The sequence below is a fragment of the Streptomyces sp. KM273126 genome (assembly GCF_004337435.2).
Taxonomy (GTDB): Bacteria; Actinomycetota; Actinomycetes; order Streptomycetales; family Streptomycetaceae; genus Streptomyces; species Streptomyces acidicola.
In genome coordinates, this window is record NZ_SJXB02000001.1 from 1,890,095 (window position 1) to 1,915,821 (window position 25,727).

The window sequence follows — 25,727 nt, forward strand, 5'->3', positions numbered from 1 at the left end:
AGTGGCGTCGTCCGCCCGGAGGGCGGGCCGGGCGGCGTCTGGTGCGTGCTCTCGGCGTACCGGGCGGAAGCCCTCGTACTGGACGTACTTGGGCTTTCGCTCGGTGCGGCGAGTGGGGGCACCTCCCACGCCCTTAAGGCAGTGGGGGAGCGTGCCAGGCGTCGCCCGGCAGGCGCCACTTTCGACACAGGCCCTGGCTCCACGGGCCGGGGTTCTGGTGAGCGGGGTGAACTACTCGCCGGGGTGGGCCAGTTCGATGTCGTGGCCGTCGACTCCCGGGCCGGTGACCGTGAGGGCGGTCGCCACCGGCGGGTAGCCCGTCGCGATGACGGTGTACTCGCCGCCGTCCAGGTCGGTGAAGGCGTACGCCCCGTCCGTGCCGGTCGTGGCCGTACCGACGACGTTGCCCGCCGCGTCGACCAGGGTGACGCGGGCGTCGCCGAGGGGGGAGCCGCCCAAGGCCCGTACGACACCCTGGAGGCGGGCTCCGGCGTGGAGGTCGACCTCGATCCGGGTGACGCCGGTGCCGCCGATGTCGACGGGGAGGGCGCGGGGGCGGTGGCCCGTCGCGTTCACGGCGACCGTCACCGTGCCGGGCACGAGGTCGGCGAAGGTGAACTCGCCCTGCCGACCGGTCGTTCCGGTGGCCAGCACGTCTCCGCGCACGTCCGTGACGACGACCATCGCGTCCTTGACCGGGACAGCCGTTCCAGCGTCGCGGACCGTGCCGCTCAGGCCGCTGGTGCCGCTGAGCAGGATGTCGTACGTGACCGGCCCGCCGTCCACCACGATCGTGGACGCCTGGGGCTGGAAGCCGTCGGCGGCGGCGATCAGGACGTACGAGCCCGAGCCGGGCGCGTCCACCCTGTAGGCGCCGTCGGCATGGGCGACCGCACGGCCCAGCTGCCGTCCCCCGAGGGAGATCAGCGTGACGGAGGCCAGCGGCAGGGGGGTGCTCTCGGCGCCGCGGACGTGGCCGTGGATCGGGGTGCCACCGGTGGCGGCGGACGACTCGGAGCCGGGAGCCACCGTGGCGACGGCCGCGAGTTTCAGGGTGCCCTCGGGCTCGGCCTCCGGGGCGGTGGAGGCGGGGGTGGCCCAGCTCGGGACCCTGGACTCGGCCGTGGCGAGCGCCGCGGGAGCCTCGGCGGCCTGCGCCGAAGCCACGGTGGCCGGAGACGCAGCCGTGGCCGGTGCCTGCTCCTCGGCGGCCTGGGCCAGCGCGTTCTTCGTCCGCAGCGGGACCTCCTTGATGAAGGCGGCGACGAGGAGGGCGATCAGCGCGACGGGGGTCGCGTAGAGGAAGACGTCCGCCACACCGTGGCCGTAGGCGCTCTCGACCACCGTGCGCAGCGGCGCCGGCAGCGCGTCGACGTCCGGGATGCTGTTGGAGGAGTCCGAACCGGCCAGCGCGGACGCGTACTTGGGGCCGAGGCCGGCCACGCCCTCCTCGACGTAGTTGGTGATCCGGTGGGCCAGGACCGCGCCCAGCGCGGAGACGCCCACGGCACCGCCGAGCGAGCGGAAGAAGTTCACCACCGAGCTGGCGGCACCCAGGTCGGTGGGAGCCACCTGGTTCTGCGTGCACAGCACCAGGTTCTGCATCATCATGCCGACGCCGAGACCCAGCAGCGCCATGAAGGACGCCACGTGCCAGTACGGGGTGTCGTACCGGATCGTGCCCAGCAGGCCGAGGCCCGCGGTCAGCAGCACACCGCCTGCCAGCAGCCAGGCCTTCCAGCGGCCGGTGCGGGTGATGATCTGGCCGGAGACGGTGGAGGCGACGAACAGTCCGCCGATCATCGGGATGGTCATGACGCCGGACATGGTCGGCGACTTGTCCCGGGCCAGCTGGAAGTACTGGCTGAAGAAGATGGTGCCCGCGAACATCGCGATGCCGACGAAGAGGGAGGCCAGCGAGGCCAGCGTGATCGTGCGGTTGCGGAACAGCCGCAGCGGGATGATCGGCTCGCTCGCCTTCGTCTCGACGAGGAGGAACACCAGCAGCAGCGCCAGCGTGCCGCCGACCATCGCGTACGTCTGCCAGGACAGCCAGTCGTACTTGTCACCGGCGAAGGTCACCCAGATCAGCAGCAGGCAGACCGCCGCGCTGATGAAGAAGGCGCCCGCCCAGTCGACCTTGACCTGCCGCTTGACGACGGGGAGGTGCAGGGTCTTCTGCAGCACGATCAGGGCGAGCACGGCGAAGGGCACGCCGACGTAGAAGCACCAGCGCCAGCCCAGCCAGCTGGTGTCGGTGATGACACCGCCGATCAGCGGGCCGCCGACCATCGCGGTGGCGAAGGTGGCGCCGAGGTAGCCGTTGTAGCGGCCGCGCTCACGCGGCGAGATCATCGCGGCCAGGATGATCTGGGCCAGCGAGGACAGGCCGCCCATGCCGATGCCCTGGACCGCGCGGAACGTGATGAGCATGCCCGGGTTCTGCGACAGACCGGCCGCCGCCGAACCCGCCACGAAGATGACGAGGGCAATCTGGATCAGCAGCTTCTTGGAGACGAGGTCGGCGAGCTTGCCCCACAGCGGGGTGGACGCCGTCATCGTCAGCAGCGAGGCGGTGACGACCCAGGTGTAGGCGTTCTGGCCGCCGCCGAGGTCCTTGATGATGTCGGGCAGGGCGTTGGACACGATCGTCGACGACAGGATCGCGACGAACATGCCGAGCAGCAGCCCGGTCAGCGCTTCCATGATCTGCCGGTGCGACATCGCGGCGCCGCCCGGGGCTGCGCCCGCGTGCTTGGCATGGGCCCGCACACCGGCTGGTGTGGTCGTTGCCATGGGCTTCCTTCTCTTCGTTGCTGCTTATGCGGGTGTACGGGGGGTGGGTTCGGTGGTGTTCTCTTCTGCGACGGGTGCGATGGCTTCCGTGACGGGCGCGGTGGGCGTGATCCGTGGCCCGGCCCGGCAGTCGTCGAAGCTCTCGCGCAGCCGGGTCATGAGTCCGATGAGCAGCCCGACCTCGTCGTCGGACCAGTCGCCCAGCCGGTCGGCGAGCAGTTGGGTGGTGCGCTCGTAGAGGTCGTCGAGCCGGTCCCGGCCCGCGGGCGTCAGGCGCAGGATGCGCGAGCGTCTGTCGTCCGGGTCGGGGAGCCGTTCGATCCAGCCGCGCTCGGCGACGTGGGCGACATGGCGGCTGGTCACCGACATGTCCACGGAAAGCAGCTCCGCGAGCCTGCTCATCCGCATGTCGCCGTGCCGTCCGAGCAGCGTCAGCACTCCGGCCGACCCTCCGGGGCAGTCCGGCGGCAGGATCCGCCCCATGTCCCGCTTCACGACCCCGATGGCACTGAACGAACGGGCAAGCTCCTCGTACTGCGTCTTCTCGGCCATCGCCGGTCGCCTCCCGAGCTTGTTGCTTTGAGCAACCATAAGTTTGATTGGTTGCTACAGGCAAATAGGAACGGGTACTTCCGGGCTAAAACCTTGGCAAAGGCAAGCATTGGCGAACGTAAACCCGCAGGCAGGGCCCGTGCCGATGGCCCGTCCGGTATTCCACAGCCAGGATCACCGGGCGAGGGCACCCCACTGGGGCGATCCCCTTCTCATTCGCTAGGGTCCTGGGCCATGGCTAACACCCAGGGCCCGCAGGGCAACAACGACCCCGCCGGCAGCACCCAGATGTTCCGTGCCTTCGTCGACGAGCCCCAGGGCCGTCAGCAGGCGGCGGCCGCGTCCTCCGGCCCTCGTATCGGCGTGATCGTCGGCGTCGTGGTGGCCGTGGCGGTCGTCGCCGCTGTCATCTGGCTCGCGCTGAAGTAGTCACCTTCATCGGTCACCTTCAACGGTCACCTTCAGCAGTCGTCTTAGCAGTCGCCTTCAGCAGTCACTTCCACTTCGCCGAGACGTCCTGTGTCTCGATGTGCATGCCGAGCGGCACCCGCCACTCCTCGACGCACACCGTCCAGGTCTTCTCGCGGCTCGACCCGCCGGTGATGGGGGCGGGGAGTCTCCTCGTGGACTCCACGGTCGCCCAGTCGATGCCGAGCGGGCCGATGACATGCGTACCGAAGGTCACCTTTCCCGAACGCACCGCGGTGCCACCGGTGTTGCGGAACTCCACGGTCACCTTCTCGCACCACCGCTTGTCGGTGGGTTCCCGCTCGGGCTCGCTCACGCTCAGTCCGGCGGGGCCGGTGGGGGACGGTGCCGGCGTACCGCCGTCGGCCGGGGAGTCCGAGGAGGGCGGCGGCGTCGAGGCGGAGGGCGTCTCCGTCGTCGTACGACCGGAGCCGGAGCCGGCATCGTCTGCGGGCCGGTCGCCCGACGCGCCAGGGAGGTCGGGCCCGATAGCCGGGCCGTTCGCCGTACCCGGCGGGTTCGCCGCGGCCGAACCACCCTGCCCTTCGGGCGGATCGGCCGCGCCGGGGCGCCCGGGGTCGGCCGACGGTCCCCCGTCGTCGAGTGGTACGAAGGTCACGTCCCCCGTCGGCGCCACGGCCGGGCGGGACGAGCCGGCTCCCGAACCCACGGCCACGTAGCCGTCGCCGTCGGCGCTTCCGCAGGACGCCAGTGCTCCGCCCAGACACACGAGAACCGCCGAGGCGCCGATGAGGGCACCCCGACGGTCACGTGTCCACGTCGTGTGAGGCATCGCGCCAGTGTGGCTGACGGGGCGTCAATTAGGAACCGGTTGAACCCGTCAGCAACGCCGGCGTGAGCAACTCCGAGGACCGGCCCGGACTTCCCGGAGTCGCTCAGCCCCTCGGTCAGTCCGAGATCAGCCCGTCCCGCAGCTGGGCCAGAGTGCGGGTGAGGAGGCGGGAGACGTGCATCTGGGAGATGCCGACCTCCTCGCCGATCTGCGACTGCGTCATGTTCGCGAAGAAGCGCAGCATGATGATGCGGCGCTCGCGGGGCGGCAGCTTGGCGAGCAGGGGCTTCAGGGACTCGCGGTACTCCACGCCCTCCAGGGCGGTGTCCTCGTAGCCGAGGCGGTCCGCCAGGGAGCCCTCGCCGCCGTCGTCCTCGGGGGCCGGGGAGTCGAGGGAGGACGCCGTGTACGCGTTGCCCACGGCGAGGCCGTCGACCACGTCCTCCTCGGACACGCCCAGTACGGCCGCGAGTTCGGTGACCGTCGGGGAGCGGTCGAGCTTCTGGGAGAGTTCGTCGCTCGCCTTGGTCAGCGCCAGGCGCAGCTCCTGGAGGCGGCGCGGGACCCGGACCGACCATGAGGTGTCGCGGAAGAACCGCTTGATCTCGCCCACGACCGTCGGCATGGCGAACGTCGGGAACTCCACGCCCCGTTCGCAGTCGAAGCGGTCGATCGCCTTGATCAGGCCGATCGTGCCGACCTGGACGATGTCCTCCATCGGCTCGTTGCGCGACCGGAAGCGGGCGGCGGCGTAACGCACCAGCGGGAGGTTGAGCTCGATGAGGGTGTCCCGAACGTAGGCACGCTCGGGGCTGTTCTCGTCCAGTGCGGCGAGCCGCAGGAACAGGGAGCGGGACAGGGTGCGGGTGTCGATGGACTCCGAAGCCGATACGGCCGGGAGGACCGGGGGACCCGGAAGGTCCTGCGGGTCCTTAAGGTCCTGAGGGGCCTGGAGAGCGTCGGGCGCGGACTCGCTCTTGTCGAGCGTGAGCACCTTCGAGCTGCCCTGGTCTGCGGACATGCCACCCCCTTTGGGTCGCGGACGGACGCGGCGGACGCTCCCGTCGTAGGGAACGCAGCCTCCACCTGAATACCGGCGGCGCGGCTGCGGCAAACGCGCTTCCCGCAGAATGTCACATGTCGGCAACGCGCTGTAGTGACATGTCGACATTGCTAGGGTGCATCAGCCCTGGTAACTGGGGGTCTGAGGGTGTTTCAGCGCAGAGATGCCGGAAAATAGCCCGATGGGCAATTCGCTCGCGCAGGTGACAACCCGGCCTTACTTTCGGTTACCCGTCATGGCCTGGGCCCATGTCGGACCCGGCTTTTCTGTGCGCCCCGTCTGCCCTTGTGCGCCCCGCGTGCCCCGCCAACCACCTCCGCTTTCGCAGGTCATCCCGGATGCTGGACATCATTTGCGACGGGGGTACGCGGCCCCCCGGGCGGCCGCGGTTCCGTGCCCCGCCGGTGGCCTTCAGGCCTCGATCCGGTTCGCCGACCGCAGCCGGGCGAAGCTGCGGGCGAGCAAGCGTGAGACATGCATCTGGGAGACGCCGAGCTCGGCACTGATCTGTGACTGGGTCAGATTGCTGTAGTAGCGCAGCAGAAGGATGCGCTGTTCCCGTTCGGGGAGTTGGACGAGGAGGTGGCGTACGAGGTCGCGGTGTTCGACGCCGTCGAGCGCCGGGTCCTCGTAGCCGAGCCGGTCGAGCAGGCCCGGCAGCCCGTCGCCCTCCTGGGCCGCCTCCAGCGAGGTCGCGTGGTACGAGCGTCCGGCCTCGATGCAGGACAGCACGTCCTCCTCGGTGATGCGCAGCCGCTCGGCGATCTCGGCGGTCGTGGGGGTGCGTCCGAAGGAGGTGGTGAGGTCCTCGGTGGCGCTGTTGACCTGCACCCACAGCTCGTGCAGGCGGCGCGGGACGTGGACCGTGCGGACGTTGTCGCGGAAGTAGCGCTTGATCTCGCCGATCACGGTGGGCATCGCGAAGGTGGGGAACTGGACGCCCCGGTCCGGGTCGAACCGGTCGATGGCGTTGATCAGCCCGATCGTGCCGACCTGGACCACGTCCTCCATGGGTTCGTTGCGGCTGCGGAAGCGGGTGGCGGCGTAGCGGACGAGGGGGAGGTTGGCCTCGATGAGCGCGCCGCGCACACGGTCGTGGTCGGGGGTGCCGGGCTCCAGGTGCTTGAGCTCGGCGAAGAGCACCTGGGTGAGGGCACGGGTGTCGGCGCCCCGCCTGCGCTGGGGCGCGGGTTCCGGGGATGGTTCGGACGGCGACTCGGAAGGCTCGGCCCGGACGCGGGACGGTTCGCCCGTCGACTGGTGCGGTGCTTGAGGCGCAGTACTGGCCGGCACGGTCAACTCCACCTCGTGATCCGTCAACGCATCCGTCAAAACCGGTCATAGCATCACAAGACATGCGCGTTGCGATCAAGCACCGCATATCGCCGTGTTGAGGATGCGCGGGAACGAGGGACCAAGGGTTGAGCCGTACGACGCAGCACGACGCAGCGGAGCCCCCCACCACTTCGGCGGAAGGCTCCGGCGAGGGGGGGAGCGGAAAGCTCCGGCGGGAGTGGAACGGCGGCTTCAGAACTGGTAGTCGGCGACCACCCAGGTGGCGAACTCGCGCCACAGCGCGACACCCTCCTGGTGCGCCGGGTGCTCCAGGTACCGCTGGAGCGCGTCCGCGTCGTCGACCGCCGAGTTGATCGCGAAGTCGTACGCGATGGGCCGCGGGGAGATGTTCCAGCCCAGCTCCCAGAAGCGCAGCTCCTCGATGAGGCCGCCGAGGGCGCGGAAGGCCTCGACGCCCGCCACGACGCGGGGGTCGTCGCGCTCGACGCCGTCGTTGAGCTTGAAGAGGACCAGGTGGCGGATCATGGGCGCTCCCAGGGGTACGGGGCGGTCACTCGCCCCCGTTGACGATCCACGTCATGAAGTCGCCGATGGCCTGGGCGGCGCTCGAGACGCCCTCGAACCCTATCTGGACGTACTCGGCTGCCTTCTCCGGATCGGTGATGATCACGTAGAGCACGAAGACCACGAGCACATACACCGCGATCTTCTTTCCCTGTACTGCCACGAGGCCTCCCCCGTCTCCTGCGCCCCATGGGCCCTGATTGCCGGCGGTGAGTGTATCTCGGGCATGTGTTCGCGGGAATTGTGGTGATCGCGATGCTCACCAGGTCCACGCACAAAGGGCCCCGTCTCTCGACGGGGCCCTTCTTCAGCGGTAGCGGAGGGATTTGAACCCTCGGTGACTTGCGCCACACTCGCTTTCGAGGCGAGCTCCTTCGGCCGCTCGGACACGCTACCGAGAGAGACCCTACCCCAAGGTGGGCCCTGGTTTGAAATCGGTATTCGTGGGGCTGGGTTCCCGTCGTGCGCCGGGGCCCGAGCGGGTCCCGGTGGGTCTGAATGGGTCCCGGCGGGCCTCGCCGGATCTCAGCGCAGATCTCAGCTTGTACGGAAGAAGTCGGATGTCAGCGGGTGCGGAAGAAGTCGGTGAGGAGACCGGCGCACTCGGGCGCGAGTACGCCCTCGATCACCTCGGGGCGGTGGTTGAGGCGGCGGTCGCGTACGACGTCCCAGAGGGAACCCGCCGCGCCGGCCTTCTCGTCGCGGGCGCCGTAGACGACCCGGTCGACCCGGGACTGCACCAGGGCGCCCGCGCACATCGTGCAGGGTTCGAGGGTGACGACCAGCGTGCAGCCGGTGAGCCGCCACCCTCCGAGCTGCGCGGCGGCCCGGCGGATGGCCAGCACCTCGGCGTGTGCCGTCGGATCGCCGGTCGCCTCGCGCTCGTTGTGCCCGGCGGCCAGCACCGTCGTGCCGTCCGGGGCCAGCACGACGGCGCCGACCGGGACGTCTCCGCCCGCGGTCGCGCGCCCCGCCTCGTCCAGGGCGAGCCGCATCGCGGCCCGCCAGCGGTCGCGCACCGGGTCCGGATCGCCCGGTGCCCGGCCGGCTTCCGGGGTCCGGTGTGCCGGGCAGGGGCTCAGCGGACCGTCTCCAGGACCTCCGAGGCGCCCAGTGCCTCGGCGATCGCGCTCAACGCGTCGTCCGCGTCGAGGGAGTGCAGTTCCTTCTCGCCGACGCCCAGGTCGTCGAGGACCTCGCTGTCCCCGACAGGACCGTGCGGCACGGCGGCATCGGCGGCCGCGCCGTCGTCATCGTCGTCGGTCTCCGGCTCACCGTCCTCGGTGCCGTCGAGGTCGAGGGAGTCCAGGTCCGCGTCGTCGTCGCCGGGTTCCCTCCCGAGCAGTTCGTCCGTGAGCAGGATCTCGCCGTACGAGCTGCGGGCAGCGGCAGCGGCGTCCGAGACATAGATACGAGGGTCGTCCTCGCCATCGATGCGGACGACGCCGAACCACGCGTCCTCCTGTTCGATGAGCACCAGCACCGTGTCGTCCTCGGGAGAGGCTTCACGGGCCAGGTCGGCGAGATCCGACAGGGTTTCCACATCGTCGAGCTCTGTATCGCTCGCTTCCCACCCGTCTTCGGTGCGCGCGAGCAGTGCGGCGAAGTACACCGTGACTCTCCCACTGGTCATAGGCGTGCCGGTTGGGGGTCCCCCCGGCGGAGGCTGCGGGCGGGGAGTGCGTGCTCCGAGTCCCACCCAATCGGAATCGTGGCAGAAACAGAGCGCTCAGGGGACGTCTTCGGCCCGCTGTGTCCCTCACTCTTGATCGCACGTCGCTGATTCGCCCGATCGCCCGCGGGACGCAGTAGCCCGTGCTCACCGGCTCGGCGAGGGTGCACTGGACGCCTGTTGCTGCCGTGGCGATCGTACGCGGCTCCGGGCGCCGTGGCCGCACGCGGTCACCACATGAACGGCCGTGTGGTCCGGCGGAAACGGCGTGTTGCTACCAGCGGAACGTGCGCATGCGCATCGCGTGTCGCAGGCGGGCCGTCCTGGCGCGGCGGGGCTGGACGCGGTCGCGCAGTTCCCGGGCCTCCGTCAGCTCCCGCAGGAACCGGGCCCGGCGCCTCCTGCGGTCGGCCTCGGCCTCCAGCGGGTCCTCCCGGTGTTCCTGCTGGTGTTCCTCCCGCCGTTCCCCTCGCCGTTCCTCCCGCAGTTCCGGGGACCCCTCGTCCACGTTCGGCATAGACCCACCCCCAGCTGATTCTTGCGACATTCCCCTGGGCGGGCGGTTTGATGCGGGCATCGGGGTGACGTTCACGGGGAGCCCTTGCCGGGCCGGTGGGTGGGTCTGCTCGGCGCGACGGTCGAGGGCGGCGGTGGCCCGGATACCCTGATGGGCATGCGTCTCCACGTCGTCGACCACCCTCTGGTCGCCCACAAGCTCACCACGCTGCGCGACCAGCGCACCGACTCCGCGACCTTCCGCCGGCTGGCCGACGAGTTGGTCACCCTGCTCGCCTACGAGGCCACCCGCGACGTGCGCACCGAGGCGGTCGACATCGTGACCCCGGTCGCCTCCACCACCGGCGTCAAGCTCTCCCATCCGCGCCCGCTGGTCGTGCCGATCCTGCGCGCCGGTCTCGGCATGCTGGACGGCATGGTCCGCCTGCTGCCGACCGCCGAGGTGGGCTTCCTGGGCATGATCCGCAACGAGGAGACGCTCCAGGCCTCCACGTACGCCACGCGCATGCCCGAGGACCTCTCCGGGCGCCAGGTGTACGTGCTCGACCCGATGCTCGCCACGGGCGGCACCCTGGTCGCCGCGATCCAGGAACTGATCAGGCGCGGCGCCGACGACGTGACCGCGGTGGTTCTCCTCGCCGCCCCCGAGGGTGTCGAGATCATGGAGCGCGAGCTGGCGGGCACTCCGGTCACGGTCGTGACGGCGTCCGTCGACGAGCGGCTCAACGAGAACGGGTACATCGTGCCGGGGCTCGGCGACGCGGGGGACCGGATGTACGGGGCGGCTGAGTAGGGCTGCCTGCTGCTCCCTGTGCTCCGGGCGGGCCTGTGCCCGGGGCGCCTGTGCTCGGGGTGGTCCGTGCCCCGGGTTGGTCCGTGCCCTGGGGTTCGTGTTACGGGGTTCGTCTTTGCCCCGGGGTGGTCTGTGCCCCGGGGTTCGTCTTTGCCCTGGGGCGGGCCTCGGCGAGTGAGCCGAGGGGAGCCGGGCGGGCCGGGGCGCGTCCCTCAGCAGCTCTTCCGGGGCGTCGGGGTGGGTGTCGGGGTCGGCTCGGTGAGGGCGGTCAGTGCCTTGTCGGCGTCCGCCTCGCGCGCGAGCGACGTGAAGCCGGTGCCGATGACGAGGTCCACCTCGGTGGCCTTCGTGCGGGCGTCGGTTCTCAGCTCGGCGCCCGGGAGTTGGGTGCGCACGACGGACAGTGCCGCGCCGTCGGCGGCCTTCGCGCCGAGCAGCACGGCGGCACCGTCGACCTTCTTGTCGTACTCCTTGGTCGCGTTGCCCACGTCGCCGATGCGGAAGCCGCGCTTCTTCAGCTCGTCGGCGGTCTCCTTGGCGAGGCCGGTGCGGGTCGTGGCGTTCAGGACGTTCACGGTGATCCGAGTGGGCTCGGGCAGGGCCTTCACGGCGGGCGTGGGGGACGGGCTCGCCGTGCTTCCCGCATTCATCCTGGGTTTGGTCGAGCAGTCCCTCTTCGCCCCGCTCGCCGCGGCCTGGTCGCCGCCGCCCGTGAAGATGTCGATGAGCTGCAGCGTCCCCCAGCCGGTCAGCCCGACCAACGCCATGGACGCGACGACCGTGAGAACGAGCCTGCGACGCCTCCGGGGGCGGCGCATCCGTGGGTACTTGGCCCCCGTGATCCGGTACTGGCCGCCCATGCCAGGAGGAGTCAGCATGCTCATGAGCGCAGCGTAGTGCGCCTGGGCGGCGATGCCTACTAGATGATCATTACCCGGGGGACGGTCCAACCCGAAAGGGCCAACCGGGGCGTGACCCGCGAGCCCGGCCAGGCTCGGCCGGGTGCGGCTCGGTTGCGCTCGGGTCGGCCGGGCTCAGTCGAGTTCGAGGACGCGGGCGTGCAGCACCTGGCGCTGCTGGAGTGCCGCGCGGACGGCGCGGTGGAGGCCGTCCTCCAGGTACAGATCGCCCTGCCACTTCACGACGTGCGCGAAGAGGTCGCCGTAGAACGTCGAGTCCTCGGCCAGCAGTGTTTCCAGGTCGAGCTGGCCCTTGGTCGTCACGAGCTGATCGAGGCGGACCGGGCGCGGCGCGACATCCGCCCACTGCCGGGTGCTTTCCCGGCCGTGGTCGGGGTACGGCCGGCCGTTTCCGATGCGCTTGAAGATCACACGGAAAGCCTACCGGCCCAGACGTTCCGGGCGCAGCCATGGCGGAGGAGTGCGGCGCCGGAAAAGACGTGATGAACCTGGGCGAAGTGTGTGAATTCTCCGAGGTCGCCCGGTGTTTCCGGGGTCGGCGGCAGCGTTAACGGAGGACTGACGCGAGGGGCAGGGAGGGTGACATGGGGGTGGTGAGGGGCGTGGGCGCCGTGAGGATGCGCTCCCGCTCCGCTGGGTGGCCGTGGGCGCCTCGGGTTTGTTCGTGGGTCGGGGGCGCGCCGGGGGGTCTCCGTCCTCGGTCCGGCGGTTCTGTGGGCTCGTAAGGCCCTCGGCGGCGGACGCCGGCCGCTGCGGGCGGACACCCCCCGACACACCCCCTGCCGTGCGTACGCGACTGCCGGTGCGTGGGGGCGGGCGCCGCCCGCGTCGCCTTCGGCACGGCGATGTGTACGGAACGCAGCACGGTGCGTTGCAGGGATGCGTACGGAACTCGCGGCGCGTTGCGGCGATGTGTAGGGAACTCGGGGTGCGTTGCGGCGATGCGTACGGTACTCGCGGCGCGTTGCGATGCCGGGTGCGCCCAGTGCTTTTAAGGGGCGCGGGGCTGTGCTGAATTTGCGGCTCCGCCGCGTGGGCGCGACCAGCCACACACGACCCGCAGCCGCCCACGAACAGAACCCGGCAGACGCGACGGACCGGCCGCGCCCCGGAAGGTCATAGCGCATGCGGAACCTGGTGAACCCGGTTGCGGATCTGGACGGACGTGATGATCTCGGCGGCTCCGACCACGATGAGCCAGCAACCGGTGACGAGGGCGAGGACCGCGAGCGACTCGAAGGGGGAGATGATCAGGACGACCCCGGCCAGGAGGCTGACGAGACCGAGGAGGATCTGCCAGCCGCGGGCCGGCATCGTCCCGTCGGACGCGGCGGCCAGCGCCTGGGTCAGCCCGCGGAAGAGCAGGCTGATGCCGATCCAGAGGGCGAGCAGCAGGACCGACTGCATCGCGCCCCGGAAGCAGAACAGGCCCAGCAGGATCGACAGCGCCCCGCTGACGAAGGCCAGGACGCGCAGCGACGTCGCCTTGTGGGTGCCGAAGGCGGACGCAAGGTGGAGGGCGCCGCTGAAGAGGAGGTAGAGGCCGAAGAGCACCCCGGCGGCCAGCAGGGAGGCCCCCGGCAGGACCAGGATCAGGATGCCCAGGACGAGGGAGACGGCACCGGCGAGCAGGACCGTCTGCCAGGCCGTGCGCGAGAGCAGGTGCAGGGGGCCTTCGAGTGGGCCCTCGGGCGGCCTGCCGGGGGAGTCGTACGGCGTTGAGGAGGCGTGCGGGGGGCGGGCGGCGTGGACCCGGCGGTCGTCGTACGCCGGGCCCCAGCGGGAATTGCTCGGTGGCTCGGTCATGGTTCATGGTCGGACCGGGGGAGAGCGGGGTGCCATCCAGGACGGGCCATGCAGGTGGAGGTGCTGGTGGAGGCGCTAGTGGCCGGAGGCTTTCGCCGCCTTGGCCGCCGCCTTCAGTTGCTGCTTGTGCGCCCGGACCTTCGCCAGGGACTCCGGGCCGGTGATGTCGGCGACCGAGCGGAAGGAGTCCGGTTCGCCGTACACGCCCGCGGCCTCGCGCCAGCCCTCCGGGCGCACGCCGAGTTGCTTGCCCAGCAGGGCGAGGAAGATCTGGGCCTTCTGCGCGCCGAAGCCGGGCAGTTCGCGAAGGCGCCCAAGGAGCTCCTCCCCCGTGACGGCCCCCTGCCACACCGCGCTCGCGTCCCCGTCGTAGTGCTCCACGAGGTACTGGCACAACTGCTGGATGCGCTTCGCCATCGAACCCGGGTAGCGATGCACCGCCGGCTTCTGCGAGAGCAGGGCGGTGAAGGCCTCCGGGTCGTACCCGGCGATCTCGTGCGCGTCGAGGTCGTCCGTGCCGAGCCGCTGGGCGATGGTGGCCGGGCCCTGGAACGCCCACTCCATCGGAACCTGCTGGTCGAGCAGCATGCCGACGAGCGCGGCGAGCGGGCTGCGCCCGAGGAGTTCGTCGGCCTCGGGGTCCTGGGCGAGGTGCAGGGTGACGTTCATGGCTCAAGCATCGCCCGGCGCACCGGTGATCGCCCGACGGAACCGCCCGTCAGTAACCTGGGCCGGTGACTCCCGAAGACCTCGTCGCCCATTACGGGCTGGAGCCCATTCCGCGCGAAGGCGGCCGTATTAGCTCGATCGTGTGATGGTTCGGCTTGCGGCTAGCGGCGCCGATCGTGGACCGGGGTAGCGTTTGCATGCGCTCTGGGACGTCGGTGCAGTGCCAGCGTGCGGGGCCCCTGCTCCACGGGAGAGATGGTTCAGGGCCTCCCCGTCGCCTCTGACAGCATTCAACGGGCCAGGTCGCCAGGGACTCCGCCCGCCTGGCTCGGACCACGGACAGGATCCGTGTCGCCGCCCGGGACGCGAAAGTGGACGACCAGTGCGCCCAGTACCGTTCGGGGCGTGCCAGTGAGGGGATCTACTCTCGCTCGCTGCCAAAGGGACGGTATGAGCACGGGGATGCGGCCTCCCGCATGTACCGGCCGAAGCGGCCCGCATCACGGATGTATCGCCCGTGAGCGGGCTCTCTCCGTTCAGGCAGGCCCTGTGACCGGTGCCGGGGGCGGGATCGGCCGGGGGATCGCGCTGCGGTTCGCGGCCGCGGGGGCCGCCGTCGCCCTGCACCACCGGGTGCGGGGCGTGGACGACCTGGTCGAGGGCGTACGGGAGTCCGGCGGGCGCGCGATCGCCCTGCGGGCCGACCTGACGGACGAGGACGCGTGTGCCCGTCTGGTCCGCGACGCGGCCGAGTGGGGAGGCGGGCGGCTGACGGCCCTGGTCAACAACGCCGGGGTGCAGCCCGTCCAGGCGCTGCCCGGCATGACCGTCGCGGACTGGCGCTCGGTGGTGGACACGAACCTCTCCAGCGTGTTCGCCTGCACGCAGGCGGCGGCCGAGGTGATGCGGGCCTCAGGCGGCGGGGCGGTGACGCACATCGCCTCCATCGAGGCCGGCCGGCCCGCCCCGCTGCACGCCCACTACTGCGCCGCCAAGGCCGCCGTCGTCATGCACGCCCGCTCGGCGGCGCTGGAGTACGGGCCGTACGGCATCCGCGTCAACACCGTCTCTTCGGGGCTGATCGGCCGGGACGGGCTGGAGGAGGGCTGGCCGGAGGGCGTGCGCCGCTGGCAACAGGCCGTCCCCACGGGCCGGTTGGGCCGCCCCGAGGACGTCGGCGACGCCTGCGTCTTCCTCGCCTCACCGATGGCGGTGGGGGTCCCCCCGGCTTCTTAAGAGCTGGGGGAGGATCACCGGGCACGACCTCGTGGTGGACGGCGGGGTGTCGGCGCGGCCGACCTGGTGAGGCGAACGCCGGGCACCTTCAACCGGTCGTCGTGAGCACGCGGCCGTCCTGAGCACACTGCCGTCCTGAGCACGCGGCCCTCCCCATCCGTATGTATACGACAGCCATGTACGACGGATCCGGAGACGTGACGTGGGCCGACCGAGCGGTGAGGGACGAGATGGCGGACGACGAAACGACGGAACGCGCGGTGGTGCCGCCACCATCCGGACCGGCGGACGGCGCGGACGGCTCGGGCTTCAGCGCCTGGTGCTGCTGGGCACCGTGCTGGTCCTGTTCCTCCTCGGCGGCGCGGGAACGGCGTCCGCGCACGCCGCGTTCCGCGACAGCGACCCCAAAGACGGAGTAGTCCTCAAGTCCGCGCCCCGGCAGGTCACCCTCAGCTTCACCGAGTCCGTGAGCCTCCTCGACGACTCCATCCGCGTTCTCGACCCGGAGAACCGCGCCGTGGAGACGGGCGAACCGGGCCGCGTGGGCAAACGCTCCGACACGGTCCGTGCGACGCTTCCGGCCGGCCTGGACGACGGCACGTACACCGTCGCCTGGCGGGTCGTCTCGGCCGACAGCCACCCGGTCTCCGGCGCGCTGCTCTTCTCGATCGGCGAGCCGTCCGCGACCAAGGCTGTCGCCACCACGCCGACGGAGGACCCGGTCGTCGCCTCCCTCTACAACATCGCCCGGTACGTCGCGTACGGCGGCCTCGCGCTCCTCATCGGCGTGACCGTCTTCACGGCACTGCTCGGCGGTGTCGGCGCGCCCCTGCGCAAGCTGCTCCTGGCCGGCTGGTCGGCCCTGCTCGCCTCCACGGTGGCCCTGCTCCTCCTGCGCGGCGCCTACGAACGGGGCACCGGCGTCACGGAGGTCCTCGACCCGTCCGTCCTGGCGGACACGGCCACGACCAGGCCGGGTCTGGCGCTGCTGGCCCGCCTGGTTCTGGTGGCGGGGGCCTTCTTCTTCATACGGGGAGCGGACGCCGTACGGGGCATCGTGGCCGTACGGGAAAACAGTGACGTACTGGAGACCGGCGACGTACGGAAAACCGGGCCCCGCCAGAAGGCGGTGCTCGGCGCCGGGCTCGCCCTCTCTGTCGGCCTGGCGCTGACCTGGGCCGCCGCCGAGCACGCCTCCGCCGGCATCCAGGTCCCCGCCGCGATGACGTCCTCCGTCCTGCACCTGCTGGCCATGGCCGCCTGGCTGGGCGGTCTGACGGCGCTGCTCACCGTGCTGTACCGCGCCCCCGAGAGCCTCTCGGCCACCGTGGTCGCCCGGTTCTCCCGGCTCGCCTTCGTCTCCGTGACCGTGCTGGTCCTCACCGGCGTGTACCAGTCCTGGCGCGGCCTCGGCTCCTGGGCGGCGCTCACGGAGACGACGTACGGCAGACTCCTGATCGCCAAGCTGTGTGCGGTGGTCCTGCTGCTGGCGGCCGCGGCCGTCTCCCGGCGCTGGACGGCCCGATGGGTGACGGCGGGCGTACGGGACCGGCAGCCCGAGAGGGAAACGGTGCGGGTGGAGGCGCGGGTGCCCGAACGGGTGGGCGGCGGCCCGGCGGAGACGGACGCGGCCGACGGCGCCAGGCCCGAGGACGACGAGGTCACCGCACGGTCGGCAGGGACGTCGGCAACGACGAAGACAGACACCGGCATCGACGCCGGCGCCAATGTCGGTGAGGGTGCCGGCACCGATGCCGACGCCGAGGCCGGAACCGACGCACATCGCCTCGCCCTCCGTCGGTCGGTCCTCGTGGAGTTCGCCGTCGCCGTCGTGGTCATGCTGATCACGACGGTGCTCACCGTGACGCTCCCCGGCCGGGCAGTGGCCGAGTCGGCGGAATCGGGGGAATCGGCGGCCGGTACGACGGCGCCCGGCGAACCCACCGCCTCCAGCAGCCTCATCCCCTTCGACGTCGGTACGCCGAACGGCCACGGCAAGGTCCAGCTCGACCTCGGTCCCGGCACGGTGGGCAAGAACTCGATCCAGGCGGTGATCTTCGGCCCGGACGGCGGCATCGCGACCGTTCCCGAGATGCGCGTGACCTTCACCCTGCGGGCCCAGGACGTCGGCCCCATCGACGCCAAGCTCACCAACAGGGGCGGCTACTGGGCGACCGACACCCTTCGTCTCCCCCTCCCCGGCACCTGGACGATGAAGATCACCATCCGTACGACCGACATCGACCAGGTCACCGTGGAGAAGGACGTGCGCGTTTCGTAGAGGGCTGTGCCCGGGTGCCCGGTGCGCTAGCCGGCGGACTCCCCCGCCGTGGGCCGGCGCGAGGCCTTCATCGCCTCGTCGACGTCGGGCAGGGGACGGAGCCGGTAGGTGTACGCGTAGTCGCGGTTGGCGAAGAGCTTGTACTCGTCGTGGGTGTGCGCGCCCCAGCTGTTGTCGCCGCCGACGCCCATCTGGCGGTGGTTGAGGCGCAGGACGATCTCGTCCCGCGGGGTGAGCTGGTAGTCGTGGCGCACCCCGGACGACAGGTCCTCCGGGGTGAAGTGCGAGGCGTTGACCTCCAGCAGCGGTTCACCGGAGACGAGCAGCCCGGAGCCGCTCCGGTCGGTCAGCGCGACCCAGCGGACGTCGGTCTTGTTGCCGTTCTCCTGGGGGCGGATGTACGGGGTCCACTGCCCGGAGACGGTTCCGGAGTACACGCCGACGTCGGTGCCGTTGTTGCGGTCCCAGTGGTTCTCCTCGGGCCCGCGGCCGTAGTAGCGCAGCTGCTCCAGGCGCCCGGGCAGGAACAGCAGCGTGCCGACCTCCGGGATGTACGGCAGGGACGCGGCGCCCGGGTGCAGGGTGTTGTCGACCTTGATCTCGCCGTTGCCGAACACCGTGTACGTGGTCGTGTACGTCGACTCGACGGTGGTGGGCAGCGTGCCGCTGACCTTGATCTCGACGGCCCTGTCGCCAAGGGCGCGCACGCTCACGTCCGTCACCTTGCGCCGGGCGCCGGCGTCGCGCCAGGTCTGGTTGCGGGTGTGCTGGCCGTTGCCGTGGTCGTTGTCGATGGGCGCGCGCCAGAAGTTGGGGGCGGGCCCTGAGGTGATGAGCCGGGTGCCCCCGGCCTCGTACGAGGTGATGACGCCGCTCTTCTTGGCGACGGTCACGGAGAAGCCCTTGCCCTTCACCGTGACGTCCCCGTCCCTGTCCTCGTACCGCAGTGCGGGCACGCTCTGGAGCGGTACGGGTGTCACGGCCGGGCTGTCGGCGTCGACGGGGAGCTGCTGCTTGGCCACCTCGAAGCCGGCCTTCGCCCACTTGGTGGCTTCCTTGGTGGTGAAGGACAGCTGGAGGAAGTACTCGGTACCCGGCGCCGGGTCGTCCGGCAGCCGGAACGGCACCGTGATGTCCTTGCTGCTCAGCGGCGCCACGTCCAGCTGGGAGCGGCTCAGCTTCCCGTGCTGCACCACTTCGCCGTCGGCGACCAGCGCCCAACGGCCGTCGAACTCGCGGAGGTTGGTGAACAGGTTCTCGTTGGTGAGGGTGACCGCCGCTCCGGGCGCGAGCAGATCACCGGAGGCCGGTGCCGCGCCCACGGTCTGGTAGATCTGCTTGACCTCGGCCGCCTTGCCGGTGTGGGCGCGGTCGGCGGTGACGATGCCGTCCGCGACGAAGGCCCCGTCGTTGGGGTTGTCGCCCCAGTCGCCGCCGAACGCGAAGAAGGTGCGCTCCCGGGGCCGCTCCTCCCTGACCTCCACGGTGGCCGCGTCGAACCAGAACCGCACGCCGTCGTCACCCGGACCACGGCTCTCGGAGGCCAGTTCGCCGGCGCTCAGCGCACGGGCGTACACCCGCGCCCGCCGGATCGTGCCGCTGAACTCGCGGGTCGGGTTGTCCACGTCGAAGGCGAGCGTGAGGGGCGCGGTGTTGCTGCCGGGCCGCTGCGTGGTGGTCCGCGTGGCCTTCGCCTCGCCGTCGACGTAGAGGGTCAGCGTGCCCGCGTCCGTGTCGAAGACACCGGCGATGTGGTGCTCGCGGCCGGTCCAGCCGTCCGGGAGGGCCCAGCTCGCGGTGATCCACTGGCCACCACCGTGGATGAAGAACTCCAGGGTCCTGTCCGACTGCTTCAGGGCGTACTGGGTGTCGCCCTTGGCGAGGATCGGCTGGTGGCCGCCGGTGACGTGCGGGGTGACCCACGCCTCCAGCGTGAGCGAGCCGGTGAGGTCGAGACGCTCGTCGCGGGCGAAGACGGTGTCGCCGGAGACACCCTTGTCACGGTCGAAGCCGGCGCTCGCCGGGAGGACCTCACCGCGCAGTGAGCCGGGCCCGGACTCGGTGAGGAGCTGGCGCACCGGAGTGGGCCAGCTCAGGGACTGGTCGACGAAGTCCCAGATCCAGCCGCCCTGGAGGACGTCGTGGCGGCGGATGATGTCCCAGTACTTCTTGAAGTTGCCGGTCGAGTTCCCCATCGAGTGGGCGTACTCGATCATGACGTACGGCCGGGTGTCGCCGGTGTCCTTCGCGCGCTGCTCGACACGGGCCGGGCTCTCGTACATCCTCGACCGGATGTCGCTGATCGTCGGCCGGTCGTCGCCCTCGTACTGGATGACGCGTGTCGGGTCGTACGAGCGGATCCAGTCGTGCATGGCGACGAAGGTGCTGCCGCCCCCGGCCTCGTTCCCGAGGGACCAGATGACCACCGAGGCGTGGTTCTTGTCGCGGTGGACCATGTTCTGGGCCCGGGACACGCACGCCTTGGTCCAGTCGGCGTGGTTGCCGGGGTACTCGCTCCGGATGCCGTGGGTTTCGAGGTTGGTCTCGTCCACGAGGTAGAGGCCGTACTCGTCGGCGAGTTCGTACCAGAGCGGGTTGTTGGGGTAGTGCGATGTGCGGACGGTGTTGATGTTCATCCGCTTGATGACCTCGATGTCCTGGACCAGGTCCGCGCGGGTGAGCGCCGTGCCGCGGTCGGGGTGCATCTCGTGCCGGTTCGTGCCGCGGAAGGACACGGGCTTGCCGTTGATCCGCATCAGCCCGTCCTTGAGCGCGAACTCGCGGAGCCCGACCCGGTGCGAGAGGGTCTCGATCACCTTGCCGGCCGGGTCGCGCAGGCGCAGCACGGCGGTGTAGAGGTTCGGGTGCTCGGCGGACCAGAGCTTCGGGGAGGGGACGGCTCTGGCGCTGCGTACGGTGACGTCGTCACCGGCGGGGGCCGACCCGAGGTCGACGGTCTGCTGCAACGGCCGGGACCAGACGGCGTGCCCGCGGGAGTCGTAGAGCTGGGTCTCCACGGAGTACCGGCCGGTCCCGGTGTTCTGCTCGCCGTCCCCGTAGGCACGCACGCTCGCGGTGACCGACAGCTCGGCGGCGGTGTAGTCGTCGCTCAGCGGGGTGTCCAGCTTGAAGTCGCGCAGGTGGACGTCCGGCGTGGAGTAGAGATGGACCGAGCGGAAGATCCCGCTCAGCCGGATCATGTCCTGGTCCTCCAGCCAGTCCCCGTCGGAGAACCGGTACACCTCCACGGCGATCTGGTTGGTGCCGGACTTGAGGTACGGGGTGATGTCGTACTCGGCGGGGACGTACGAGTCCTCGGAGTACCCCACCAACTCCCCGTTGATCCACACGTAGTGCGCGGACTTGACCCCTTCGAAGTGCAGGAAGGTCCGCCGCCCCGTCCAGTTCCGGGGAACCGTGAAGGTGCGTCTGTACTGCCCCACGGGGTTGTAACGGGTGGGCGCGGCCGGCGGCTGGGCCTCCTCGCCGAGGCCGTTCGGCCCCCACCACGGGTACGTGATGTTGATGTAGATCGGGAAGTCGTAGCCGTGCAGCTGCCAGACGGAGGGGACGGGGATGCTGTCCCAGTCGCTGTCGTCGACGTCGGTGCGGTAGAAGTCGGTGTCCCGGTCGTCGGGCCGGTCCGCGTAGGCGAACTTCCACTTCCCGTCGAGGCTCATCCGGTACGGGGAGCGCGTGTGGTCACCGTCGAGCGCCTGTCTGACATCCGCGTACGGCATGAGTGTGGTGTGTGGCGGCTGGGTCCCCACCTGGAAGAGATCGATGTTGCCGTTCCACTCCGGGGTGCCGTCGGCCGCCGTGCGGGGGCCGGCCGGGAGGGCCGCGGCGGACGGCTGGGCCAGGGCGAGCGCGCCGAGGACGGCGGCTCCGCCCTCCAGGAGACGCCTACGGCTGACGACCTGCCGTGGGAGGGGGGACACGTGTGAGCTGAGCCGGCTGAGCGAGCTTGACCGGCTGAGCGAGGTGGACTGGCTGAGCGATGTGGACTGGCTGTTCGAGGTGTGCGAGTCGTGCGGGTGCGGCATGACCGTGGCCTTCCTCGGTACGACAGTGCGCTGCACGGACTGAGGGAGCATCGGACCTGAGCCGGTCAGCGCGGTGAACGGCTCGACTCCCCGTTCTCCGTGCAGGGCGGAAGTTGATGTCGAGTCAGATCTCAACTGCTGATGTCGGAGGCGACTGCTGAGCCCGCATCACCCTAGAACCCGAACAGAACCCAAGCAATGTCTCCGTCGGTCTTTGTGTGTTTCTGATGGGTGGGTGCGCGTCCGTGATCATGGGCGGGTGGCACGTTCGCGATCACGGGCGAGTGACGCCTTCACGATCATGAGCGAGTGAGCGTCCGTGATCAGAAGTCCGCGCCCGTGCACCCACCGAGGGGGGGCGGACGGCGTTCTCGCTCCCGTTGCCGGAGAACTGGCCGCGGAGGCGCCTCCCGGACCGTCCCGCATTCGGCGCATCATTCCCGAAAGCAAAGTAATGGCAAATCCAGGGAGATGTGCGGTAACAGGAGCTTGATCTCGGGGTGTTGGGCCCGGTGGGGTGCAGTGAGGCACTGAGGGCGAGATTCCGGTGACGCGCTGCATCAGTACATACGACAACGTTAAAATTTGCTGCATGAACGCACGGCTGGCCCTGCTCAGTGCGGTGGATCAAGGTCTCGCGGAAAGTGAGGTCTTCCGGCTGGCGCTCCAGCATGCGGTGGGGGAGCTGGGTGCCCTGGGCGGAACGATGCACCTGCGCGGCCCCATGTCCGCGCTGCGCCTGGTGTCGGTGACCGGCCTCCCTCCCGTTCTCACGCGCTCCTGGGAGATCGTCGACCAGGAGAGCCCGCTGGCCCCGGCCCGCGCCCTGGAGCAGGGCAGTGGCGTATGGGTGCCGTTCACGTCCGCCGGGCCCGCGGTTCCGGCGGGGGGCGTCGGTCCTGCCGAGGGCGTCGGTCCTGCCGGGCCCGCCGATCACACCGGGCCTTCCCGGCCTGCCGGGCCTTCGTCGGAAACAGCGGGCGGCGTCGTGTGGCCCGGCACCGGCCTGGCCGCACTCCCGGTGTTCAGCGGGGACCGCGGCATCGGCGCGCTCACGGTCCTGACGGGCGACCGGGGCGAGCCCAGCCCGGAGCAGTGGGACTTCCTCCGGGCCCTCGTCGCCTGGACCGAGGAGCGCATGGCCCAGGCGCCGCCACCCTCCGGCCCCACACAGACGGATCTGTTCGGCGAGCGCCTGCGGCAGGCGCTGAAGGAGGTCAGTGTCGGCTCCTGGGACTGGAACATCCAGTCCGGCGAGCTGATCTGGGACGAGGCGGCTCTGGCGCTCTACGGCACCAGGCCGTCCGAATTCACCGGCCGGGTCGAGGACTGGATGCGCATCGTCCACCCCGACGACCTGGCCCCGACGCTGGCGGCGGTGCAGCAGGCGATCAGGGACCACGGCGTGTACGAGGCCGAGTACCGGGTGCGCAAACTGGACGGCACATGGGGCTGGACCCGGGCCCGTGGCAGGGCCACGTACGACGAGAACGGCGAACCGTTCCGGCTGATCGGCGTGGGATGGGACAGCAACGAACCCCGAACCGCCCGTGACGCGCTCAGCCGCGCCCTGCGCCACATGAGCGACGGCTTCCTGGCGGTGGACGACGACTGGCGGATCACCTTCGCCAACGTGGAGGCGGAGCGCGCGCTGGGCTCCTCCGAGGAGGAGCTGTTCGGGCGTGTCCTGTGGGACCTGCCCGCCGCGCGGCAGGTCCCGGGCCTGGAGAGCCTCTGCCGGAAGGCCGCGGCGGAGGAGAAGCCCACCAGCTTCGACGTGCGCAGCCCGGATGACGGGCGCCGCTACCACCTACGGCTGGTCCCGGGCCCGGCGGGCCTCACCCTCTACGCCACCGACGTCACCGAGAGGCGGCGCCTGGAGGACGAGCGCCGGGCGGCCGACCGGGCGGCGGCCGAGCGTGCGACCCGGATCGCGGAGCTGACCGCGGCACTCGCCAAGGCGACGACCTCACGGGACGTGGTGGACGCGGTCGCGCAGCGGGTGCTGCCGCCGTTCGACGCCGTCGGGCTCATGGTGCAGGCCATCGAAGGGAACCGGCTCCTCGGTGTCGGGGCCGTCGGCTACGCGGACGACTTCCTCGACCTCTTGAACAGCCGCTCCACAGCGGGCACCAGCCCGTCCTGGAATGTGATCCGGTCCGGAGCACCGGCGTTCCTGTCCTCGCCGCAGGAGTACGTCGCGTACTCGCCCGACCACGCCGACCTCCCCGGAATCGCCCACAAGCAGGCCTGGGCGTTCATGCCGCTGACGGTGTCCGACCACACGTTCGGGGTGTGCGTCTTGTCCTGGGACCGTCCGCGTCGGCTCACCGCCGACGAGCGCTCGCTGCTGACCACGATCAGCGCCCTCGTCGCACAGGCCCTGGAGCGGGCCCGGCTCTACGACGCCGAGCACACCCGGTCCCGCGAACTCCAGCGCAGCCTGCTCCCCACCGGCCTCCCCGACCTGCCCGCGTGCGTGGCCGCGGCCCGCTACCTCCCCGCCGGGCAGGGCATGGACGTGGGCGGCGACTGGTACGACGTCATCCCGCTCTCCAGCGGCCGGGTCGCCCTCGTCGTCGGCGACGTCATGGGCCACGGCCTGCCCGAAGCGGCCACCATGGGCCGCCTGCGCACCGCCGTGCACACCCTCGCCGACCTCGAACTGCCGCCCGACGAAATCATGAGTCACCTCAACGACATCGTCGGCGACATGGGCGAGGGGTCGTACGTCACCTGCCTGTACGCGCTCTACGACTCCACCACCCAGAACTGCTCCATCGCCCGCGCCGGACACCCGCCCCCGGCCCTGGTGCACCCCGACGGCACCGTGCACTTCCCGGAACTGGCCACCGACCCGCCGCTCGGCGCGGCGGAGCCGCCGTTCGAGACGGTCGAGCTGACGGTGCCCGACGGAAGTCTGCTCGTGCTCTACACCGACGGCCTCGTCGAGTCGTCGAAACGGGAGATCGACCAGGGCATGGCGGACCTGGCCCGGCTCCTGCGCACCGCCCACGAGGACGGCACCGGCGCGGATCTGGAGCGCCTCTGCGACACCCTCACGGCGGGGCTGCTTCCCGCCGAGCACCAGGCGGCCGACGACGCTGCGCTCCTCGTCGCCCGCCTCCACGCCCTGACCGAGGACAGGATGGCCTCCTGGCCGCTCGCCGAGGACCCGAAGGCGGCCGGCCTGGCCCGCCGCCACGTCCGCGAGCAGCTCTCCGTCTGGGGCCTGGACGAACTGACCCCCATCACGGAACTGCTGGCCAGCGAAATGGTCGGCAACGTCGTACGCCACGCCAGGGGCCCGGTCAGCCTGCGGCTGCTGCACGGCGCCGAACTGGTCTGCGAGGTCTTCGACGGCAGCCTCACGATGCCCCGTATGCGCCGCGCCACGGACACCGACGAGGGCGGGCGCGGGCTACAGCTGATCACGGCACTCTCGCAACGCTGGGGCACCCGCTACACGGCGACCGGAAAGTGCATCTGGACCGAACAGGCACTCCACGGCCCGAACACTCGCGTGGACGAGTCGCCCGACGTCCTGGAGCTGCTGTTCCTGGGCACAGGCGGAATCGACGCGGACCTGGACGCGCTCGCCCTCGGGGACGAGGAGCAGTAGGGGCGGGTCAGGGCCCGAATCGGGCCGAGGTCCGGGTGGCCCCGGCTGAGTCGGGGACGCGTCAGGGCCAGGTCAGGGGCGCCTCCGGGCGGGTTCAATCGGATCCTCCGAAGCGGATTACGGGGGGGGCGACGACGGGAGGGCCCTGGACCTGGAACGCCGCAAGGTGAGCCACCCGCTCGCGCTCGCCGTGCTTGCCTTCCTGGTCCAGCGGCCGATGCATCCTACGAGAGCGGCAGGCTCATGTGTTTCCTTTGGGATCCGTAGTGATGTTCGTCCGTCGGCGTCGTGCCGTGTGTCCGGTGTCGGTGTCGGTGTCGTATCTGAGTGTGCGGTTCGAATGGGTGACCTTTTCGCGGGAGTGTCGTTGATCGGATGACAGCACCACGGGCGAGGAAAGGGGGGGAGCGGTGAGCCGGAAGCTGCCGCTCGGCGAGGATGAGACGGCCCGGACCGCCTGTGCCCGCGGGCTGCTGCGTGCGGGCGTGGTGGAGAGGACGGGCGAGGTGCTGTCCGCCGTGGTGCTGGCACAGAGGGTCGGCTGGGTCGCTGATCTGGTGGTCGGCATGGCTGGCGAACTGCTGGCCGAGCACTGGAACGCCGCGGATGTGGACGTACTCGCCTAGGGTGAGGA

The 25,727-nt window shown here is 70.7% G+C and carries 20 protein-coding genes, 1 tRNA gene and 2 pseudogenes; 7 read left to right on the forward strand and 16 right to left on the reverse strand.

The genetic code is table 11. The features are described from left to right. Positions 1 to 231: 231 nt before the first annotated feature. Both E0500_RS08130 and E0500_RS08135 read right to left on the reverse strand, forming a co-directional pair. On the reverse strand, positions 232 to 2,796 hold the full coding sequence (locus E0500_RS08130; RefSeq protein ID WP_165935067.1) for an MFS transporter: 2,565 nt from the start codon (positions 2,794 to 2,796) through the stop codon (positions 232 to 234). A 24-nt stretch (positions 2,797 to 2,820) separates the two neighbouring features. Continuing rightward, a complete protein-coding gene (locus tag E0500_RS08135) occupies positions 2,821 to 3,348 on the reverse strand; it encodes a MarR family winged helix-turn-helix transcriptional regulator (protein WP_131565744.1) in 528 nt (175 codons plus the stop codon). Between the two features lie 234 nt (positions 3,349 to 3,582). Here E0500_RS08135 and E0500_RS08140 point away from each other — a divergent pair, with 234 nt between their 5' ends. Then, complete coding sequence (locus E0500_RS08140; protein WP_131565746.1) at positions 3,583 to 3,777, forward strand: hypothetical protein; 195 nt, start codon at positions 3,583 to 3,585, stop codon at positions 3,775 to 3,777. A 64-nt stretch (positions 3,778 to 3,841) separates the two neighbouring features. Here the strand turns inward: E0500_RS08140 and E0500_RS08145 are convergent, their stop codons facing one another. From E0500_RS08145 to E0500_RS08185, 9 genes are all read right to left on the reverse strand, one after another. Then, complete coding sequence (locus tag E0500_RS08145; protein WP_165935068.1) at positions 3,842 to 4,609, reverse strand: hypothetical protein; 768 nt, start codon at positions 4,607 to 4,609, stop codon at positions 3,842 to 3,844. Between the two features lie 115 nt (positions 4,610 to 4,724). Continuing rightward, positions 4,725 to 5,630, reverse strand: coding sequence for an RNA polymerase sigma factor SigF (locus E0500_RS08150; RefSeq protein ID WP_131565753.1), 906 nt, complete (start codon positions 5,628 to 5,630; stop codon positions 4,725 to 4,727). Positions 5,631 to 6,083: 453 nt separating this feature from the next. Beyond that, entirely contained in the window at positions 6,084 to 7,004 is a 921-nt protein-coding gene (locus E0500_RS08155; RefSeq protein WP_165935069.1) for an RNA polymerase sigma factor SigF, read from the reverse strand. 195 nt (positions 7,005 to 7,199) lie between these two features. After that, positions 7,200 to 7,493 carry a Dabb family protein gene (locus tag E0500_RS08160; protein ID WP_131565757.1) on the reverse strand — a complete coding sequence of 98 codons (294 nt, stop codon included), beginning with the start codon at positions 7,491 to 7,493 and terminating at the stop codon, positions 7,200 to 7,202. A gap of 25 nt (positions 7,494 to 7,518) precedes the next feature. Further along, positions 7,519 to 7,695, reverse strand: a complete 177-nt coding sequence (locus tag E0500_RS08165) for a hypothetical protein (RefSeq protein WP_131565759.1) — start codon at positions 7,693 to 7,695, stop codon at positions 7,519 to 7,521. Positions 7,696 to 7,843: 148 nt separating this feature from the next. Beyond that, positions 7,844 to 7,928, reverse strand: a tRNA-Ser gene (locus tag E0500_RS08170). 167 nt (positions 7,929 to 8,095) lie between these two features. Next, entirely contained in the window at positions 8,096 to 8,527 is a 432-nt protein-coding gene (gene tadA, locus E0500_RS08175; RefSeq protein WP_258573212.1) for a tRNA adenosine(34) deaminase TadA, read from the reverse strand. A gap of 83 nt (positions 8,528 to 8,610) precedes the next feature. Beyond that, complete coding sequence (locus E0500_RS08180; protein ID WP_131565781.1) at positions 8,611 to 9,144, reverse strand: hypothetical protein; 534 nt, start codon at positions 9,142 to 9,144, stop codon at positions 8,611 to 8,613. Between the two features lie 334 nt (positions 9,145 to 9,478). Further along, positions 9,479 to 9,721 carry a hypothetical protein gene (locus tag E0500_RS08185; protein ID WP_131565764.1) on the reverse strand — a complete coding sequence of 81 codons (243 nt, stop codon included), beginning with the start codon at positions 9,719 to 9,721 and terminating at the stop codon, positions 9,479 to 9,481. A gap of 156 nt (positions 9,722 to 9,877) precedes the next feature. Here E0500_RS08185 and upp point away from each other — a divergent pair, with 156 nt between their 5' ends. Continuing rightward, positions 9,878 to 10,513 (forward strand): uracil phosphoribosyltransferase, encoded by a 636-nt coding sequence (gene upp, locus E0500_RS08190; RefSeq protein ID WP_131565766.1) that lies wholly within the window; start codon positions 9,878 to 9,880, stop codon positions 10,511 to 10,513. A gap of 212 nt (positions 10,514 to 10,725) precedes the next feature. Here upp and E0500_RS08195 read toward each other — a convergent pair whose 3' ends face one another. From E0500_RS08195 to E0500_RS08210, 4 genes are all read right to left on the reverse strand, one after another. After that, positions 10,726 to 11,373, reverse strand: coding sequence for a LytR C-terminal domain-containing protein (locus tag E0500_RS08195; RefSeq protein ID WP_131565783.1), 648 nt, complete (start codon positions 11,371 to 11,373; stop codon positions 10,726 to 10,728). Positions 11,374 to 11,547: 174 nt separating this feature from the next. Next, positions 11,548 to 11,844, reverse strand: coding sequence for a type II toxin-antitoxin system VapB family antitoxin (locus E0500_RS08200; RefSeq protein ID WP_003999914.1), 297 nt, complete (start codon positions 11,842 to 11,844; stop codon positions 11,548 to 11,550). Between the two features lie 705 nt (positions 11,845 to 12,549). After that, complete coding sequence (locus E0500_RS08205; protein ID WP_131565769.1) at positions 12,550 to 13,239, reverse strand: HdeD family acid-resistance protein; 690 nt, start codon at positions 13,237 to 13,239, stop codon at positions 12,550 to 12,552. A gap of 75 nt (positions 13,240 to 13,314) precedes the next feature. Continuing rightward, positions 13,315 to 13,908 (reverse strand): HhH-GPD-type base excision DNA repair protein, encoded by a 594-nt coding sequence (locus E0500_RS08210; RefSeq protein ID WP_131565771.1) that lies wholly within the window; start codon positions 13,906 to 13,908, stop codon positions 13,315 to 13,317. 65 nt (positions 13,909 to 13,973) lie between these two features. Here E0500_RS08210 and E0500_RS44890 point away from each other — a divergent pair. The 3 genes and pseudogenes from E0500_RS44890 to E0500_RS08220 all read left to right on the forward strand — a co-directional run. Beyond that, positions 13,974 to 14,036: pseudogene (locus E0500_RS44890) on the forward strand (cupin domain-containing protein); the annotation flags it as partial. A gap of 334 nt (positions 14,037 to 14,370) precedes the next feature. Then, positions 14,371 to 15,214 (forward strand): annotated as a pseudogene (locus E0500_RS08215) (SDR family NAD(P)-dependent oxidoreductase). Positions 15,215 to 15,346: 132 nt separating this feature from the next. Next, complete coding sequence (locus tag E0500_RS08220; RefSeq protein ID WP_131565774.1) at positions 15,347 to 17,425, forward strand: copper resistance protein CopC/CopD; 2,079 nt, start codon at positions 15,347 to 15,349, stop codon at positions 17,423 to 17,425. 26 nt (positions 17,426 to 17,451) lie between these two features. Here E0500_RS08220 and E0500_RS08225 read toward each other — a convergent pair whose 3' ends face one another. Further along, a complete protein-coding gene (locus E0500_RS08225; RefSeq protein WP_131565786.1) occupies positions 17,452 to 21,471 on the reverse strand; it encodes a glycoside hydrolase family 2 TIM barrel-domain containing protein in 4,020 nt (1,339 codons plus the stop codon). Between the two features lie 592 nt (positions 21,472 to 22,063). On the opposite strand from E0500_RS08225, the gene E0500_RS08230 reads away from it, so the two are divergent. Continuing rightward, entirely contained in the window at positions 22,064 to 25,093 is a 3,030-nt protein-coding gene (locus E0500_RS08230; RefSeq protein ID WP_181586914.1) for a SpoIIE family protein phosphatase, read from the forward strand. Between the two features lie 410 nt (positions 25,094 to 25,503). Beyond that, positions 25,504 to 25,719, forward strand: coding sequence for a hypothetical protein (locus E0500_RS43065; RefSeq protein ID WP_220140444.1), 216 nt, complete (start codon positions 25,504 to 25,506; stop codon positions 25,717 to 25,719). Positions 25,720 to 25,727 lie beyond the last annotated feature (8 nt).